The organism is Aeribacillus sp. FSL W8-0870 (genome assembly GCF_037963755.1).
GTDB classification, from domain to species: domain Bacteria; phylum Bacillota; class Bacilli; order Bacillales; family Aeribacillaceae; genus Aeribacillus; species Aeribacillus composti.
In genome coordinates, this window is sequence record NZ_CP150165.1 from 3,973,164 (window position 1) to 3,990,269 (window position 17,106).

The 17,106-nt window shown below is 38.6% G+C and carries 11 protein-coding genes and 2 pseudogenes; 1 reads left to right on the forward strand and 12 read right to left on the reverse strand.

The features are described from left to right. Positions 1 to 221: 221 nt before the first annotated feature. Positions 222 to 1,805 carry an IS1182 family transposase gene (locus tag NSU02_RS19145; protein ID WP_339195856.1) on the forward strand — a complete coding sequence of 528 codons (1,584 nt, stop codon included), beginning with the start codon at positions 222 to 224 and terminating at the stop codon, positions 1,803 to 1,805. Here the strand turns inward: NSU02_RS19145 and NSU02_RS19150 are convergent. From NSU02_RS19150 to NSU02_RS19205, 12 genes and pseudogenes are all read right to left on the reverse strand, one after another. Then, positions 1,718 to 2,122 (reverse strand): annotated as a pseudogene (locus tag NSU02_RS19150) (branched-chain amino acid ABC transporter permease); the annotation flags it as partial. The gene NSU02_RS19145 and the pseudogene NSU02_RS19150 overlap by 88 nt on opposite strands. Before the next feature lie 21 nt (positions 2,123 to 2,143). Continuing rightward, positions 2,144 to 3,352, reverse strand: coding sequence for an ABC transporter substrate-binding protein (locus tag NSU02_RS19155; RefSeq protein ID WP_339193645.1), 1,209 nt, complete (start codon positions 3,350 to 3,352; stop codon positions 2,144 to 2,146). Between the two features lie 498 nt (positions 3,353 to 3,850). After that, positions 3,851 to 4,330, reverse strand: a pseudogene (locus NSU02_RS19160) (sugar phosphate isomerase/epimerase); the annotation flags it as partial. Between the two features lie 689 nt (positions 4,331 to 5,019). After that, the gene (locus NSU02_RS19165) at positions 5,020 to 5,607 is read right to left on the reverse strand and encodes a class D sortase (RefSeq protein ID WP_063389105.1); all 588 of its coding nucleotides are present in this window, start codon (positions 5,605 to 5,607) and stop codon (positions 5,020 to 5,022) included. A 385-nt stretch (positions 5,608 to 5,992) separates the two neighbouring features. After that, positions 5,993 to 7,360 carry a 2-oxo acid dehydrogenase subunit E2 gene (locus NSU02_RS19170; protein ID WP_339193647.1) on the reverse strand — a complete coding sequence of 456 codons (1,368 nt, stop codon included), beginning with the start codon at positions 7,358 to 7,360 and terminating at the stop codon, positions 5,993 to 5,995. A gap of 29 nt (positions 7,361 to 7,389) precedes the next feature. Further along, positions 7,390 to 8,409 (reverse strand): alpha-ketoacid dehydrogenase subunit beta, encoded by a 1,020-nt coding sequence (locus NSU02_RS19175; protein ID WP_066251433.1) that lies wholly within the window; start codon positions 8,407 to 8,409, stop codon positions 7,390 to 7,392. A 25-nt stretch (positions 8,410 to 8,434) separates the two neighbouring features. Next, the gene (locus NSU02_RS19180) at positions 8,435 to 9,424 is read right to left on the reverse strand and encodes a thiamine pyrophosphate-dependent dehydrogenase E1 component subunit alpha (protein ID WP_066251437.1); all 990 of its coding nucleotides are present in this window, start codon (positions 9,422 to 9,424) and stop codon (positions 8,435 to 8,437) included. A 206-nt stretch (positions 9,425 to 9,630) separates the two neighbouring features. Further along, positions 9,631 to 11,559 (reverse strand): sigma-54-dependent Fis family transcriptional regulator, encoded by a 1,929-nt coding sequence (locus NSU02_RS19185; protein ID WP_339193650.1) that lies wholly within the window; start codon positions 11,557 to 11,559, stop codon positions 9,631 to 9,633. An 892-nt stretch (positions 11,560 to 12,451) separates the two neighbouring features. Further along, complete coding sequence (locus NSU02_RS19190) at positions 12,452 to 12,793, reverse strand: IDEAL domain-containing protein (RefSeq protein ID WP_063389111.1); 342 nt, start codon at positions 12,791 to 12,793, stop codon at positions 12,452 to 12,454. Between the two features lie 643 nt (positions 12,794 to 13,436). Further along, positions 13,437 to 14,030 carry a hypothetical protein gene (locus NSU02_RS19195; protein ID WP_339193652.1) on the reverse strand — a complete coding sequence of 198 codons (594 nt, stop codon included), beginning with the start codon at positions 14,028 to 14,030 and terminating at the stop codon, positions 13,437 to 13,439. Positions 14,031 to 14,032: 2 nt separating this feature from the next. Continuing rightward, positions 14,033 to 14,245, reverse strand: a complete 213-nt coding sequence (locus NSU02_RS19200) for a hypothetical protein (RefSeq protein ID WP_339193655.1) — start codon at positions 14,243 to 14,245, stop codon at positions 14,033 to 14,035. A 910-nt stretch (positions 14,246 to 15,155) separates the two neighbouring features. Continuing rightward, positions 15,156 to 17,078, reverse strand: coding sequence for a DNA-binding protein (locus NSU02_RS19205; RefSeq protein WP_339193657.1), 1,923 nt, complete (start codon positions 17,076 to 17,078; stop codon positions 15,156 to 15,158). Between the last annotated feature and the right edge of the window lie 28 nt (positions 17,079 to 17,106).

The following is a 17,106-nucleotide window of genomic DNA, read 5'->3' on the forward strand; positions in this document are numbered from 1 at the left end:
TACAGAAAGGACGATTTCTTATGAATAATCAAATGACTATTCAAGAAAATTATAACACGCAATTAGAAATGACTCTAGAGGGTATTCAAAAAATAGAGGTTCAAAAGAATAAGAAACGCAAAAAACTAGTTTTCCAACCTTATTGCAATCGTCAAGTCATGAGCATTTTAGATATCGAAATGTATATTCCTGAAAATCATGTCGCCCGTTTAGTGGATGAAATGGTGGAATCGATTCCGGATGAAGTGTTGTATACTCATTATGTTGGTGGGGGTCGTGCACCCTATCACCCTAAAATGTTATTGAAAGTGATTTTATATGCGTACACTCAAAATGTTTATTCAAGTCGGAAAATAGCGCAAATGGTGAAAGAAAATCTTCCGATGATGTGGTTGGCGGGATTGCAAACCCCTGACCATCGCACAATAAATGATTTTCGTAGTGTTCGTATGTCAAACATGATGGATTCTGTATTTGAACAATTTGTCCTTCAACTAGTAGAACAAGGACTTATCGACCTCGACCATATTTTTGTGGATGGTACGAAAATAGAAGCGAATGCCAACAAATATACGTTTGTATGGCGAAAATCCGTAGAAAAATATGATCAGAAACTACGAGCCAAAATTCAATCGTTTCTACAAGAAGCGCACCAAATCGCCTTGGAGGAATTAAAAGAAGAACAATTAGAAGAAGAATTAGAAAAATCATCGGCACAACTTTCTGAGAGAATAGAAGCTTTGGAAAAAGATTATAAACAGGAAGAAGACAAAGAAAGAAAAAAAGAACTTCGCTCTAAAAAATCCCAACTCACCAAACAACTGAAAACGATTCAAACGGATTATCTTCCACGATTACGAAAATACAAAGTACAAAAACAGATTCTAGGTGAACGAAATAGCTACTCGAAAACCGACCATGAGGCCACTTTTATGCGAATGAAAGAGGACCATATGAAAAACGGCCAACTCAAGGCGGGTTATAATGTTCAACTCGCCACACAACATCAATTTATCGTGGGATTTGAAATTTATCAAAATCCAGGAGATACTCGCTGTTTCCAACCATTTATGGAAAAGTTATTGGAATCGATGCCGAAGGAAAAGAAACTCAAGTATGTCATTGCCGATGCAGGATATGCGAGTGAAGAAAACTATTTATATGCGATTGGCGAAGAAAAAGAACCTCGTTTTGAATTATTAGCCCCATACCAAACCTATTTGAAGGAACAAAGTAAAAAGTTTAAAAAGGATTTATCAAAAGTACAAAACTGGAAATACATCGAAGAAGACGATTGCTTTATCTGTCCGAACAATCGGAAAGTCGTATTCAAGTATTATCAAAAAAGAAAAAATGCATCTGGATACATACAAGATTTGAAAGTGTACGAGTGTGAAGATTGTACGGATTGCCCGTTGAAGAATGGGTGTACGAAAGCCAAAGGAAATCGTCGAGTATATTGGAACACGATTTATGAAGAAATGAAAGCGAAAGCCAAAGCAGCTCTTGGTGACGAACAAAAGGCAGCTCTTTATGCGAAGCGTAAAGTGGATGTCGAAAGTGTGTTCGGTAACATCAAGGGCAATTTGCGTTTCACTCGATTTCTGTTACGGGGGCTTCATAAAGTCCGAACAGAATTCGGGATTGTGGCAATGGCCCACAACATACTGAAATGGGCCGCAAATTCCCAAACCAATTTCAAAAATAAGGAAACAGAGCGAATGGAAAAACTCATTGTTTTCTCCATTCGCTCTGTTTTTATGGACTTTTTAGACAAGCCCCATATCGCCGCTGTCATATCATGAATGACATACGCAAGCCCAAATGTTAACAATACTTGTGACAGGTGCCCTAGCTGATAAGTCGGCCGCAATAAGATCATTTCAATAATGAGAGAGCAAACAGCTACTGCTAAAGGTGCAATGATTAAGGCAAGCCAAAAATTTTGTCCAGAATGGACGGTAATCGAATATGAGACATAAGCTCCTATCATATACAACGATCCATGCGCCAAGTTCAATACTCCTAAAATGCCAAAGACGAGCGACAATCCGCATGTAATGACGAAGAGCAAAAGCCCGTATGAAATGCTGTTTACTAGCTGCGCCCCGATAATATCCATGATTATCACCTCTTTTTTTATCTATTTTCCTGGATCTCTCACCTCTTCAATAATTTCGATCACTTCGTTTTCCGTCTGTCCATTCACAAGCTTGGTTTCAATGATATACATGTTTTGAATAACGTGGTGGGTCTCCTTGTCAAACTTAATCGGGCCTCTCGGGCTTATGAATTCAACATTAGAAATCGCTTCTACCACTTTATCTGGATCTGAGGCGTCGCCGTCAAGCGTTGTCAGCGCTTCTGCGATAATTTTGGCAGCATCATAGCCTTCCAATGCTTCAATGGTCGGGCGTTCATTATATTTCTTTTCAAAAGCCTCTTTAAACTGTCTATTTTCTTCTGTTTTTATACTATAATCCCAGAAAATAGAGGAAATTGTTCCAACTCCTGCGTTTCCTTGTGATTTCCGCACGTCCTCTGAAACAAGCCAGCCGGAACCAATTAATTTCTTATCTTCTTTTAACCCGAATTGATCGTATTGCTGAACAAATCTCACCGCATCACTTCCTGCGAAAAATGCATATACTGCTTCAGCCTTTGCATTTTTAATCGTGGTCAAATAAGAGGAATAATCATTGTTTCCGAGAGGCGGGTAAACTTCACCGACAATTTTTCCTCCTGCGGCAGTATAAGCTTCTTTAAACGCTTCAGATACTTCCCGTCCAAACGCATAATCTGCTGCTGCAATGTACATTGTCTTTCCTACGTTATGAAACGCCCATTCTCCTAATGAATTGCCAATCTGCCACGAGGAAAAAGAAGAACGCCAAATATAGTCACTTCGTTTGCTTCTCGTTAAATCATTTCCTCCCGCATGCGAAACAAGGAACGGAATTTTTTTCTTATCCACTTCATCGCGAATGGCATAGGCTACCGCCGTGCTTACCGTTCCTGTTAAAATGTCCACTTTATCTTGATCAATCAATTTTCTCGCTTTCCTTAATGCTACTTGCGGATCAGCTTCACTGTCTTCTTTAATAATTTCGATTTTTTTGGAGCCAATTTTCCAATCAATGCTGTCAAAATACAGCTCCATACCTTTGTGCAAATGCTTTCCAAGTGAAGCATAAACCCCCGAATCTGGAAGCATCACACCAATTTTTATTGTTCCTCCGCTTTTGCTCCCGCCTTCTTCTTTTTTCGATGTTGACTGAATCGCGCTGTTGCCACAAGCCGATAAAACGGCTAAGAAAACAACTAGCATAATCAAAAATAACTTCTTTTTCATCAAAATCCCCCCGTACTTGTTAAGTAAAACGCTTTCAAAATTCGCCTCCCCTTTTTTTAAAACGCTTTCATTTTCCCGGGTATCTTTTCTCCTCCCTTTTCCTCCGGAACTAATATTTCAAATATTATAATATATCTGAATTTTTAAAATTTCAATATTTTTTATTCATTTCGTCAAAAAAACATATAGTTAATGAAATCTATGATCGTCGCAGAAAACGCTGGAAATTCTTGTTTTTCTCATCATTCAATCTTCATTTTTTCTTTAATAACGAAAATTTTATTATTTATTTTTTTTACACTCGTCACACAAACAAATGGCTTAATGAATAAATTTTATTCGTAATTGTTTAAGAAAGACAGATGAATATCCTAAGCTTTTATTTGCAGAGGACTTTCCGCAAAAAAATTCGCATTAAAAGTGATGCCCATCGTAACCCAAATAAAAAAAACTAGGGACTCTTAAAATTCCCTAGGGATTGCCTTTACAATGTGACTGTTATGCCCACCACATTTCAGCAACTTCTTCTTTAAAAAGAATTTGCTTTAATAAGCTTACTGCCTTTCCTAATCCTTCATCAATGGATGCCAGCATATCCTCATGTTCAATTGAAAGAACATAATCATATCCGGCAGCACGCAAGGCACTTACAATATCCTTCCACACTTTTTCACCTTGGCCATAGCCAACCGACCGAAATGTCCATGATCGGTCCAAAATTTTACTGTAATGCTTTGTATCTAAAACGCCATTCACTTGTATATTTGCTTGATCCAAATAAGTATCTTTAGCGTGTACATGAAATATGGCATTTTCACGTCCTAATTTTTTTATTGCTTCAACAGGATCAATGCCTTGCCAAATGAGATGGCTTGGATCAAAATTCGCTCCAATACTTGGCCCTACATTTTCTCTTAACTTTAATAAAGTTTCAGGATTGTAAACAATAAAACCTGGGTGCATTTCAAAAGCAATTTTATAAAATCCCGTTTGAACGTACAGCTCCCCCGCCGACAACTAGATGATTATAAAGCAATACTTTTTCTACTTTTTTAAAAATTAATTGTTTGTAAAACTTTATTAGCGTTAAAAGGGAAAAAAGGTTTTTAGAATAAAAAACAAATTGTTATATTTCCGAGGCGGCATTTTAAATGATTGACAAAGTCAATTCTTCAAACTACGCAACACATTGTATCCGATGGCAAATATCCAATCACAGCAATAACTGAACCATTGGGTGCCAATAGAAAAAAACCGGGCTTCTGGTCATAACAGGTAATCCAATATTATTCATCCAGACAGTTTAGCAGTCTTTTTTTCAGCAAAATGCAGATGTAAAGTGTAAAATATACTGCCAATTGCAAGAGACATCCAGCATACATGCACGTGTACAGTAATGAAATATTGAAAAACAAAACTCGAACAACTCTCCAATCAAAAAAATAGAATTTTTTATTTATGAATGCCCATTGGATCTTACTATGAAATAATTTGAAATCGACATCGCCTTAATCTGCAATTAAAGCCCCAAATTTATCATTCAATTACCGCTCATTTAACTTCATTCAAATGCTAAATGAACAGTTACCGATAGACGGCTGAATGACTTTATTAAAACAGAAAAGAGCCCTTGATGCTTTATAGCAAGGGCTCGTTTTTCCACTGAATTATGCCGGTACCGCATAAATAATATATCGCTGTGGCGCATTTCCAATATAACCGAACGGATAGCATGTTGTTAACGTTAAAACTTCGTTAGGAGCAGTAGATCGGATCACTGTTCGATCATCGGCATCAACAATCTCTGTTTCTTGAATCAAATATGTGAAACGACCATACTCCATTTCAACAATGAGTTCATCTCCAATTTTTAAATCGCCAACATTGCGAAAAACTGTATCCCGATGTCCTGATAAAACGATTTGGTCGTTTTGCCCAGAAAAAGCAGTGCCTCTGTAATGACCGACGCCTTTCTCCAATTCGTCTTCATCCGTCCCCTCAACGATCGGCAATTGTGCTTTAAGTTTCGGGATGTGCAAAATGCCAATCACCTCGTCCATTTTCGGTTGAAAGTCGCTTGGTACAACTTCGCTTCTCTCCTTTTTCTTTAGACCTTCTGCACCAACAAGCTGATGGGCTTCCTTCAATGCCTCATTTTGTGCGCTGTGCATTGACCATAACTTCCATCCGCCATATGCGACACAAAACAAACCACAGCTAATAAACAAAATGGGCAGCCAATTTTTCACATGCATCCTCTTCCTTTAACTGAGACTGTTGTTAATTATTTTACCATAAAAAGTCGAGAAGACATCCGCTTCATTTTGCGGAGAAAACCAAAAAATAAAATAATCGGACCCCAGCTACTGTTCTTAGGGAAACCTGTTAAAGCAGCCCATAAAAATGCTAGGCGTCGGTCTGTTTTCAATTGATCTGAAATAAGTAAAAAAAGTAAGAACGTCTCAAAGACAGAATTTAAAATTGTTGTGAAGGACAAAGGGGCTTGTCTATAAGACTTTTTCGGCTTATAGACGGCCCCCTTTAATATTTTAGAAACGTCGATATTTGATGTTTTTTGTTTTCAATGGGGATTTGACTTTCTGGAAGTCCTAATATTGTCTATATTTCTTCTAACACACATTAATTAACAAAAATGAAATTTGGTTCGCTCAAATATTTTTTAAGCTCGTTCAATGCTTTTTGTGCCAATACTCCGTCCATTATCCGGTGGTCATAACTGAGCGATAACGCCATCATGGATGCAATTTCAATCGAATCATCGACCACAACAGTTTTTTTCTCGATTCGGCCGATGCCAAGAATACACGATTGCGGATGGTTGATAATCGGTGTAAACCATGCGCCGCCAGCTGATCCGATATTCGATATCGTACATGTAGAGCCTGTCATTTCATCCGCTTGAATGGAACCATCTCTTGCCTTTAGGGTAAGCTCGTGAATTTCTTTAGCAATTTGAAATAATGTTTTTTGGTCTGCATGCCGTATGACCGGCACGACAAGACCGCGGTCTGTATCAGCAGCAAAACCGATATGGTATTGTTTCTTCAAAATGATTTCTTCACGTTCTTCATGAAAGGAAGCGTTTAATTGTGGATACTTTTTCAAAACGATCGTCAACGCTTTCACAACATAAGCTAAATAGGTGAGTTTGATTGCTTCCTCTTCCGCAAACGATTTTATGCTTTGTCGATGCTGAACAAGCTTAGTAACATTCGCTTCATCAAAATGTGTTACATGCGGAATCGTCTTTTTCGAATGAACCATTGAACGTGCAATGAATTTGCGAATGTTTGAAAGCGGAATATATTCATCTTGTACCGAATTGGTCTTTGTTTCTTCCTTCTGATTTTTTTGCTGACTTTCCATCTCAGGCTGCTGATTTTTGCGCCTATTGATCACGGCCTCAATATCTTCTTTTAATATTTTGCCGTTTAGACCCGATGGAATTACCTCTTCAAGATTCACTTGATGTTCTCTTGCAAATTTGCGCACGGATGGAGCGGCCACTATGAATGAAGAATTTGTTTGCTTCTCTTTTTCCCGCTTCTTGTACTCGTTGCGAATATCTTCTTCCGTTACTTTCCCGTTTAAACCAGTCGGCTCCACAAGCCGCCAATCCACCCCTAGTTCTTTCGCTAATTTCTTCACTCGCGGCGTCGCCCTTTTCTCGACCTTTTGCTCCGTTGCTATTTGTTCTTCCGATCTTTCATTCGTTTCTTCTTGTTTTATGTCTGGCTGCCCGTCGCGTTCAGCTGTTTCAATTGTTGCAAGCACTTCGCCGACAGATGCTGTATCTCCTCTTTTTTTACGGATTTCCTTCACGATTCCGCTTGCAGGTGCATGCAGCTCCGATACCGCCTTTTCCGTTTGAACTTCAACAAGTATGTCATTTTGCTCCACCTCATCCCCTTCAGACACATGCCAAAATGCAATTAAGCTCTCATTATATTCTTCCGACAATTGCGGCAATTTAATTTCAATAATCATGTTGGCCTCCTGTGAAAGAAATGGTAGATTTATTCATTAACGAGTTTTATAGCTTCTTGATAAATTTTTTCTGCATTCGGTAAAACAAACTGTTCAAGCGGGCGGCTGAAAGGAATCGGCACATCTGGTACAGCCAATCGTTTGACCGGAGCTTCTAAGTCATACAAGCCTTCCTCTGCAGCTATGGCAGCAATCTCCGCCGTCATGCCGTATGATAAATAATCTTCATCTACTACAAGTAATCGATGAGTCTTTTTAATGGATTGCAGGATTGTTTCACGATCTAACGGGACAAGTGAACGCAAATCGATGACTTCTGCTTCAATTCCTTCTTGCTCCAGCTTTTTGGCAGCCTCCAGCGCATGATGAGTCGTCATTTGAATCCCTACAATTGTTATATCTTTCCCTTCCCTAACAACGTTTGCTTTTCCTAACGGCACCGTGTAGGCTTCTTCCGGAACATGACCGACTGATGCGTCTAATTGATCCATCCATCCTAAACCTTGCAATGTTTTATGGAACATAAAGACTACTGGATTATCATCCCGAATGGCTGAAATCATCATCCCTTTTAAATCATATGGAGTGGATGGAGCCACCACTTTCATTCCCGGCAAATGCGCAAACGTTGCATACAAAGTTTGAGAGTGCTGAGCAGCATCACTGTACCCTCCGCCAACAGCGGTCATCAGCACGATCGGCAGCTTCACTCGACCGCCCGACATATAAGGGATTTTTGCCATATGGTTATAAATTTGATCCATGCAAACGCCAAAGAAATCGACAAACATCAATTCAACGATCGGCCGCATTCCTTCGGCTGCTGCGCCAATGGCCGCTCCAATAAATGCAGTTTCAGATATCGGGGTATCAATCACTCGATCTGATCCAAATTGTTGAAATAATCCTTCTGTCGATCCGAAGATTCCCCCGTAAACTCCGACATCCTCCCCCATGACAAACACGTTTGGATCCCGCTCCATCTCCAATTTAATCGCTTCCGCCATGGCTTTATTTCCCGTTAATAAGCGCGTTTTTGTTCCTTGCACAGCTTATAACCCCTTTCCTGTTTATTTACGAAACGTATAAATCTTTTAAAGCATCTTCCGGATTCGGATAATTGCTGCTGCGTGCAAATTGATAAGCAGCGTCTACTTCCTGTTTTGCTTTATTTTCAATGATGTCAAGATCGTTTTCCGCTATGTTTTGTTCAGAGATTAATAGATTTCGAAGGCGGACGATCGGATCTTTATCCCGAAGAAGCGACACTTCATTTTTATCTCTATACAACTCCGGATCCCCTTGGAAATGTCCCAAGTAACGATATGTTTCAATTTCAATAATCGATGGACCTTCGCCTCGTCTGGCGCGTTCCACTGCTTCTTTTGATACTTCGTACATGCTGATCGGATCGTTGTCTTTGACGTAATATCCTTTAATGCCATATGCAGCTGCACGAACATCGTTAGATGCTACAGATGTCGATGCTGTTTTCGGAACAGAAATTCCGTACTGATTATTTTCAATCACCACAATAAGAGGTAAATTCCAAAGTGCTGCCATATTTAATGACTCATGGAAAGCTCCTTGATTGGCAGCTCCCTCTCCAATAAATGAAACCGCAACCCAGTCTTTCCCTTTTTTCTTAGCAGCTAAAGCTGCTCCAAGAGCGTGTGGGATTCCTGCTCCAACAATTCCTCCACAGGAAAACTTGACATCCGGATCAAACAAATGCATATGTCCTCCCTTGCCTTTGCCAAGCCCGGTTTCTTTTCCGAAAATTTCAGCCGTCATTTTATTTAGGTCAACGCCTTTCGCGATGGCATGATGATGAGGCCTGTGCGGCGACGTAACCGTATCTTCTTTTTTCAAATGAACACATATGCCGACGGCTGCCGGTTCTTGCCCTGTTGCCAAATGCATCTCGCCAGGAACAGGACCCGCCCCAATATTGAAAACCGGATTTTTCCCTTCAGTATAAGCTTCTGCCATTTTGTCTTCGTAATAACGGATTTTGTACATGTTTTCATACATCCATAAAAGATCATTTTTAGAAATTGCCAATGTATTCTCTCCCTTCTACCAAAATAGAAAACGGTTTCAAATAGTTAAATGCAAAAATTGTGCCAAACTACATTTTTTATGATTGATATATTTAGTTTCATTGAAAATGAATAAGATTTTTTATGCTACAAAAAAAAACGTCCCGTTTTGGGACGCTTTTTAGAGACACAATGATACAATTTGATACGAAATGAAACAAAATGATATTAATAAGGGATTTGAAATCTTTGCATTTGCCGATAAAAAGTGCTTCGTGATATCCCTAAATATTGCGCAGCTTTTGTGATGTTGCCGTTATATAGACGTAAAGCTTGCAAGATCGACTGCTTTTTCATTTCATCTCGATGAATAAACACCGTTTCCGATTTTGGCTTGGAGTCCGTTTTTATAATTTCCTCAGGCAAATCTTTAATAGTTAAAACAGGCTTCGTCAATTTGTTTAAAGTTCTTTCTACTATATTTTGCAATTCTCTAATGTTTCCCGGCCAATGATAATGTATTAACGCTTGAAAAAAATCCGGTTTGATTTCAGGAAAAGGCTTATTTAACTTTTCACAATTTTTTTCAATAAAATGATGAACAAGGAGCGGTATGTCTTCTTTTCTTTCTCGCAATGACGGCAAAGTGATCGGCATGACATTAAGCCGGAAAAACAAATCCTCCCGAAAGCTGCCTTTTTCGACCTCTTCCCGAAGATTTTTGTTCGTCGCTGCGATGATGCGAACATCAACAGGCAAAACTTTATGCCCGCCGATTCGCACCACTTCCTTTTCTTGTATGACTCGTAAAAGCAATACTTGCATTTCCAAAGACATTTCTCCAATCTCATCTAAAAAAAGCGTACCGCCATCGGCAAGCTCAAATTTTCCTGCACTACCCCCTTTTTTCGCTCCGGTAAAAGCACCGTCCGCATAACCAAACAGTTCGCTTCCTAATAAATCTCGAGGAATTCCGCCGCAATTGATGGCTATAAAAGGCTTATGCTTTCTATCGCTTTCATTATGGATCGCTTGTGCAAACATTTCTTTTCCCGTACCGCTTTCTCCTAAAATTAATACATTTGAGTCCGTTTTTGCTGCTAGCTTCGCTTCGTTTACTTTTTGGAGAAACTGAGGATGCTTCCCGATCATATCAGAAAAAGTGATTTTCGCCTGATTGCCTGATAAATGATTAATAAATTGTCTTATCTTTTGAATCTCTTTTATAATCATCATTGAACCGATCCATTGGCTGTCTTTATAAATGGGGAGTTTATCAACTAGAACATGAAAAACTTTGTTTGACTGTTTTATTTTTAAGTGCAGTTCATGATTTTGAAGATGTCGAGGGCGATTGGAAATAATCGATTTGTTGCTAAAAACTTCGCTGATCTTTTTCCCTTCCAGGCAAGAATGATTCAATTGAAGCAGCTTTTTTAATTGATCATTCACTTTAATAATGAGCCCTTCCGTATCGAAAATGAGGATGCTCTCTTTCATATTATTGGTAGTCGCTTCAAGAAATCTTTGCATCATAATGTTTTTTTCTGTCTTTTCAATCAGCTCCAGCTGGTACTCAATCGCTTTCACTGCTGATACTACCATTCCTAAAGTATGTGGATGCACCTTTTCATATGGGCCTGAAACATTTAATACGCCGATTATCCTTCCTTTTGAATCGTGAATGGGCGCAGCCGAGCATGTCCATGCCTGGCAAATTTCCGAATAATGCTCCTCAGCATATATTTGTACAGGTTGATTGATCACAATCGAAGTTCCGATTGCATTCGTTCCCATTGCTTGTTCACTCCAATCAGCACCTTCCACAAATTGAATATCAGCTGCCATCTTTAACGTATCAGCGTCGCCAATTGATTTTAACAACTGTCCCTTTTCGTTGCAAAGAATCACTAAAAAACCCGAGCCCTTTACGATTGAATACAATCCTTCCATAAACGGAACCGAACATTCAATTAAAGGCTTGTAATGGTCTATTTTGATTTTTTTCATTTGACCGTATCGTTGAAAAGGATCAACATTCATTTCTTTGGAACGAATCCATGAATCCTTTACAATGGGAGATAATTTTTCGTCGAGCTTATTTTCAAAAATAAAGCGCTTCCAACATTGTTTGACATACTCTCTTTTCTTCATCATAAAACACCTCCTTCAATTGTTGATTAAAGCTTTTCGTCCAATCGCATCACATGCCAGCTTACAATGTTTATCGAATTTTTCTAATATTCTCCTATATTGTAGCATTACAAAAAAGCTATGAGAACTAGCGATCCACTGAATGAAGCTTCTTTTATTTTTGAAACTTTTTAAACCAAAAATGCTGGAAATCCCCTTTTATTTTTTCAATCATGAGAAATTGGGGCGCCCTTCTTTTGATATCCCGCAAATACAGAAATTTACAGTTGCCGATCGTACTGGACGCATCGACAAAATTGGTCATAAAAAAACCGATTCCAAAAGATTGGAATCAGTCTTTCTTGCTGCTGCACGGAAGGCCAAATCATTCTCTTTTTTCCATTATGCATATGTTTGGAAATTGTATTACTAGTTATTAACTTGATCGAATGGTGATTTGGCAAAGCCCTGTTCTTTCTAAATGAAACGGCTTCATGGCATTTAAACGGTAATTCTTAATGTTTAAAATCAGTGATTTTTTAGTATGTTTCATAAAAAAAGACGAAACGACGTTCCAACGATCACTTTGAAAAATGCCGCCGGTTCTTCTGCATATGTAGGCAGAACTCCCTATTGTGAACAAATATTGATCAGTATGATGATGTTTTTCAAACGTCTTCCTTCATTACATAACAACTGAATTGAGCTGATAAAAAATATATACAATGTAGGAATGTGGGCAGCTATAAAAGAATAAAGGTTTTTGGCAATGGGAAAGAAATATAATATATTGAAATAATAAAATGCTCTATATTCTGGGAGGATAACATAAAGTTATAACGGGGGAACGTGAATCGTATTAAAACGATCATAAAAATTATTGTGAAAAAATTATCATCGGAGCTGTCCTATTCATTTATATTATGTTTTCTTTCTCCTTTTCTTTCGTTAATTGTTTTAATTTGTTGGACAGCTCCATAAACCAATTTTCATCTTTTGTTAACAAGGCTAAATCAATTAATGCTTTAATCTGCTCTTCATTTTCTATTGGAGATACGGGCAATTTTTTTACCCAATGATTTAATGTTTCAACTGTTTTACCAACGACGATTTCATTGTCGCAAGCCATAACTTTTACTCTTATAATCTTTTGTGATGAATCTATCGTTTCAACATAACCGTAAATAAATTCGCCGCTTTTTGTTTTTCCTTTTACCCAATCCCCTACTTTCACTGGCAACTGATTGATTCCTTCCATTTTATACACCACCACTTGCAGTATTATAGAGATCTGTTTTGAAATACTAAATATCTATGTTGTTAACAGAAATTATTACATGATAATAAAGGGAACGCAAACAATTTAACCTGGGAAATAATAAAAATTTTAAAATTCCATTTTTTCAAATATATAACTTATAATAAATGTTTTCATATTTATTGCAATAGACAAACGTTCAGCACATTTGTTCCATGTGAAACATAAATCAGACAGCAGGCTCAAATTTTACCTTTTGTGCGGCAAATCGTTATTGAAGGAAGGTGCAACTTTCGGCTGTCCTTTCGTTTAAAGATGAAAACATTCTACCCTTTGTGATCAGCTGAGCAATAGCGAGAAAAAAGTTTTTTTAAAATAATTCTTCATGCAAATGAACCATTACATGCTCTTCCTGAAGCATGTACACAATCGACGAAGGAAGCCCGTTAATACATCTTTTCCAAAGCTGGCGCACGATCTATCCACAAGCAATTTCATACTGTATTTTCCATTTTAAAAAACAAAAATTTCTAATTAGCCGCTTCCCACTCTGTGATAAACAAAAACTATTGCATTTCTTCCGTCTTTTCCTTATTAAGGATCGCTATGAATCTACTAAAATGAACATTTAGCATTTATTGTTTTAAATAACCTTTTTTGTAGTCGGTGATGTTGGAAAAGGCGGCACAAATTCACTTAATAAATATTCATAAATTGCTTTTTCAACTGATAATCCACTTTTTGTGATGCCCATATTACCAAAAAGCACATTAAACTCGAGAATATAAAAATGCCCTCCGCTTACCAGCACATCAAAACCAGCATGATTAATGTTCAATTGTTTCGAGACATTCAAAACAAGATCACAAGCTTCTTGCGGTATAAATTCAAAACAGAGGCTTCCGCCTTGGGCAACATTGTGGAGAAACTCCCCTTCCGCCCCAACCCGCCAATAGGCGGTGAAAATATCTTTTCCAATGACGCAAATGCGTAAATCTTTTCCGTCGTTTTCTAAATATTCTTGTACGTACAGCACATCATTTTGATTGGCATATTGATAAAAATCATACTCATTTTTTATTAAAAAGGTTCCTCTTCCCATTGAATTCCGGACTTCCTTTGCAACAAATGGGAACGGGAACGTTTCTAATACTTTTTCGATATTGCTTGGGGTGCTTGCCAATATTTCTGTATATGGAACATGCTCAGGCGCCACCGTCCACAGCGCTCTCGTCATTTCTACTTTGCTAAAGCCCAGCTGCAATGATTCAATGCTTGGAAAAATTTTTTCTTTAATCCGTATACAAGAGCAAGGGCTTGCCACGTTTCAGGAAAAAGAACAATATCCGCTTGTTGAATGGTTTCTAATTCTTTAAACATATTGTCAGGCTTTATATAGTGTACACCTGGAATTCCGATGGTCCGGTATGCATTAAAGGAAACCATTTTCATAAATTCGTGACCACACTCCAAAACATATAACAATTTTCTAAATAAATAATAGAATCTTCATGAATTTTTCGCAAATAAAATTTTCAATAGTTTCCCCTTTCAAATGCCGTGAGAAATTTTTTACTTCATTATGGCATCTTGAAAGGACGTAGAACAGGCGGATGTTTTTTTGCTATTACTTCGACTCTGAAGCGGAAAAAGGGAATCCCCTTGTTTTTATTTATAGTGATCCCGCCAGTGCTGCCTGAGAAAGCGTATCACCATTGCTCCCGGGGCGCAGGCAATATTTTATGATCTGCCATTCCGTCATTACTAAGTATCTGAGAGAGGCGTAATCGCAGCAACGACTTGGATGTCCTTCTGACAATTATGGACGAATCCAGTCAGTATTCGGAGCGTGATGTATGCGACCAATGTAATCGAACAGACGATCAAGGAGATTCGGAAACGTTTGAAGTCGATGTACAGTTTGAACTCAAAAGCTGAGGAAAACAATTCAGGATTTTAATGAGAAATAGCGGAGAGAAAGCTTCAAGAATTTGCCGAGGCTCATGAAGGGATAGCCGTCATCCGCCAGCTGTTTTCTAGTAAAAATTGTAAACATATACAAAAGCCAGTATAGAAAAATGAGCTGTTTTTCTATACTGGCTTCATCTTATTAGGACTTATCGAACCGTCCCTATATTAACTAAATAATGTAAAAAGGGGCATATAAGGAACACCGCTTTTCCACACATAAGAGTAAATATTTAGTCTTATGTGTGGAGACAATCTTCTTCTTTCAGCTGAATAACATTTTAGTGATACCTTATCGAATGGGTAATGTAAACATAATTATTACCCCCGTTGCCGTTGCAAAATACTGTTCTAAAAACCTGATACACACTAACACATTTTCAATTTGTAATGGCTATCTCATAGTTACCTTCTGCGTGAGAACGTTATTGCCCGAACCTAAGCGCAAACGGATATAGGCTTCATACGCCGAAACATTTGGATTAATGCGCATCATGATCGTTTTCTTTGCTTTTCCATTTTCATCTGCTGTCAGTTTGCCGATATTAAAATAACCGTAAGTGATTGGCCATGTTCCATCCTCAAATTGGATTTGCGAAATGCTTTGCCCGCCTGACAAATATATTTGAATTTGTCCATTTGATACTGCTTGGCCAGGTGTTAAACCACTCATCACCACTTCTACCGGAAATGGTATACCTCCGAGCGGAATGAATTTCGGTGTTAACAATTGATATTTTTCTTCACCGCCAGGCGGCGTCTCAACAATTGACTGACCGATATTGACTGTTTTGGTGAAGACGTTGTTTCCAGCCCCTATTCGAAGGCGAATATATCCTGTTGTTCCGTCTTGTACCGTTGGGTTAAGTCTCATTGTCAGTACTTTTTCCGCCACACCATGCTGATTAGCTTGAATGCTCCCAACACTTTGATAACCGTAAGTGGTAGGCCATGTTCCATTCGGAAGCCGAACTTGCGAAATTGATGTACCACCTTCTAAATATACTTGAATTTCCCCATTTTCAATGACTTGTCCCGGTTTCATATCTGTTAATTTGAGTGTTACTTGAAAAGGTTCTCCGCCAGTTGGCAAATATTCAGGGGTTTCAATGTTATATTTAATATCTTTTGGAGGATCCATTTCCGAGCCAAATGAACCGTCAGCAAATGTCGATTGATCATACCAAAGATAACCTTCATTCGGTGAACGCCAAGGCTCCGGCTTCAGCTCCTCAGAATGCTCTGGGGTCTCCATTTCTAATATTGGTGAAGGCTGATCAAGCGGTATATCAAGTTCAGAGAAGGTCAGATAACTTTCTTTATGAGACAGCCATTCGACAATTTTCATTAGCAATTGGCCATTATCTTTTTCAGTAAATCCGTCGTACGTTCTCTTGACTCCTCCGTGTTCTTCATTTCTATATTTAGGGGTGCTGTCTTCCACCACAGAAGAGTCGCCGATGAAAGCGGCCTTTCCTCTTTCCTTTTTTCCTATCGCTACAAAGGGCCCTTCATGAATTCCGCCGCCAAAATAAACCCCTTCGTCAACTGCATTGCTCCATTTGTTTTCTTCTACAGTAAGCCCATCAGGCAAATAAACAATCCCTTTAGCAATTTCAGGATTCATAATAGCCAGTGTAGAACCAGCATGAATCGAAATTTCATCAATGCCACTCGTTATACCAAAGGATTCATCAGATGGTATAATCACATTTGCTGTTGTGTTATCTATCGAGTTAAAACGAAATCTTACACCAAATTCTTCACTTAGCCAATCAGTGCTTTCAACACCAGCCATTGCAGCTTGTTCACCTTGATCCATTCCTTTTGTTGGATTATCAAAAGCCCCTCTGCGCCAACCATTCATAATTTCATTTGAATCCCAACGGTTAAAATTTCGGTCGGCATTATAGTGGTCGGCAATAAAAAATACGCTTCCCCCTTGTTCTGCAAACTCGGCAATAGCATCTTGTTCAGACTTCTTAAAAGGAATTTGTGCCTCTGGAATAATAAAAACATCATAGCCTTCTAAATCCTCCAGAGTAAGTGGATCTAAACTCCGATGCTCCTTCACTGTATATCCCGCTTCAAGCAATGCATTGGCAAAATCGGAAAATGCACCATCAATCACCCAATCGGACTGGCCTGCTGTTTGCCCATGGCTGTTATCAAACAAAACTTTCTTGCCGTTCGGATCGCTAGGAACTAAGATTGGGGCCGGATCATTCGGACCTTCTGCACTTACAGTTACGTTTTCCAAAGCAAAAACAAAAAACGCCAATACTGCCACAAGGCCCTGCAACAGCATCTTTCTCATAATTACTCTACCTCCATAATTTATTAAC

Excerpts from the sequence above, each read along its gene's own strand:
- NSU02_RS19190 (WP_063389111.1), bottom strand. The coding sequence starts at position 12,793 with ATGGAAGGAATCAATCAGTTGCCAGTGAAAGTAGGGGATTGGGTAAAA.
- NSU02_RS19195 (WP_339193652.1), bottom strand. The coding sequence starts at position 14,030 with ATGACGAGAGCGCTGTGGACGGTGGCGCCTGAGCATGTTCCATATACA.
- NSU02_RS19145 (WP_339195856.1), top strand. The coding sequence starts at position 222 with ATGGTGGAATCGATTCCGGATGAAGTGTTGTATACTCATTATGTTGGT.
- NSU02_RS19170 (WP_339193647.1), bottom strand. The coding sequence starts at position 7,360 with ATGATTATTGAAATTAAATTGCCGCAATTGTCGGAAGAATATAATGAG.
- NSU02_RS19185 (WP_339193650.1), bottom strand. The coding sequence starts at position 11,559 with ATGATGAAGAAAAGAGAGTATGTCAAACAATGTTGGAAGCGCTTTATT.
- NSU02_RS19200 (WP_339193655.1), bottom strand. The coding sequence starts at position 14,245 with ATGAAAATGGTTTCCTTTAATGCATACCGGACCATCGGAATTCCAGGT.
- NSU02_RS19155 (WP_339193645.1), bottom strand. The coding sequence starts at position 3,352 with ATGAAAAAGAAGTTATTTTTGATTATGCTAGTTGTTTTCTTAGCCGTT.
- NSU02_RS19165 (WP_063389105.1), bottom strand. The coding sequence starts at position 5,607 with ATGCATGTGAAAAATTGGCTGCCCATTTTGTTTATTAGCTGTGGTTTG.
- NSU02_RS19205 (WP_339193657.1), bottom strand. The coding sequence starts at position 17,078 with ATGAGAAAGATGCTGTTGCAGGGCCTTGTGGCAGTATTGGCGTTTTTT.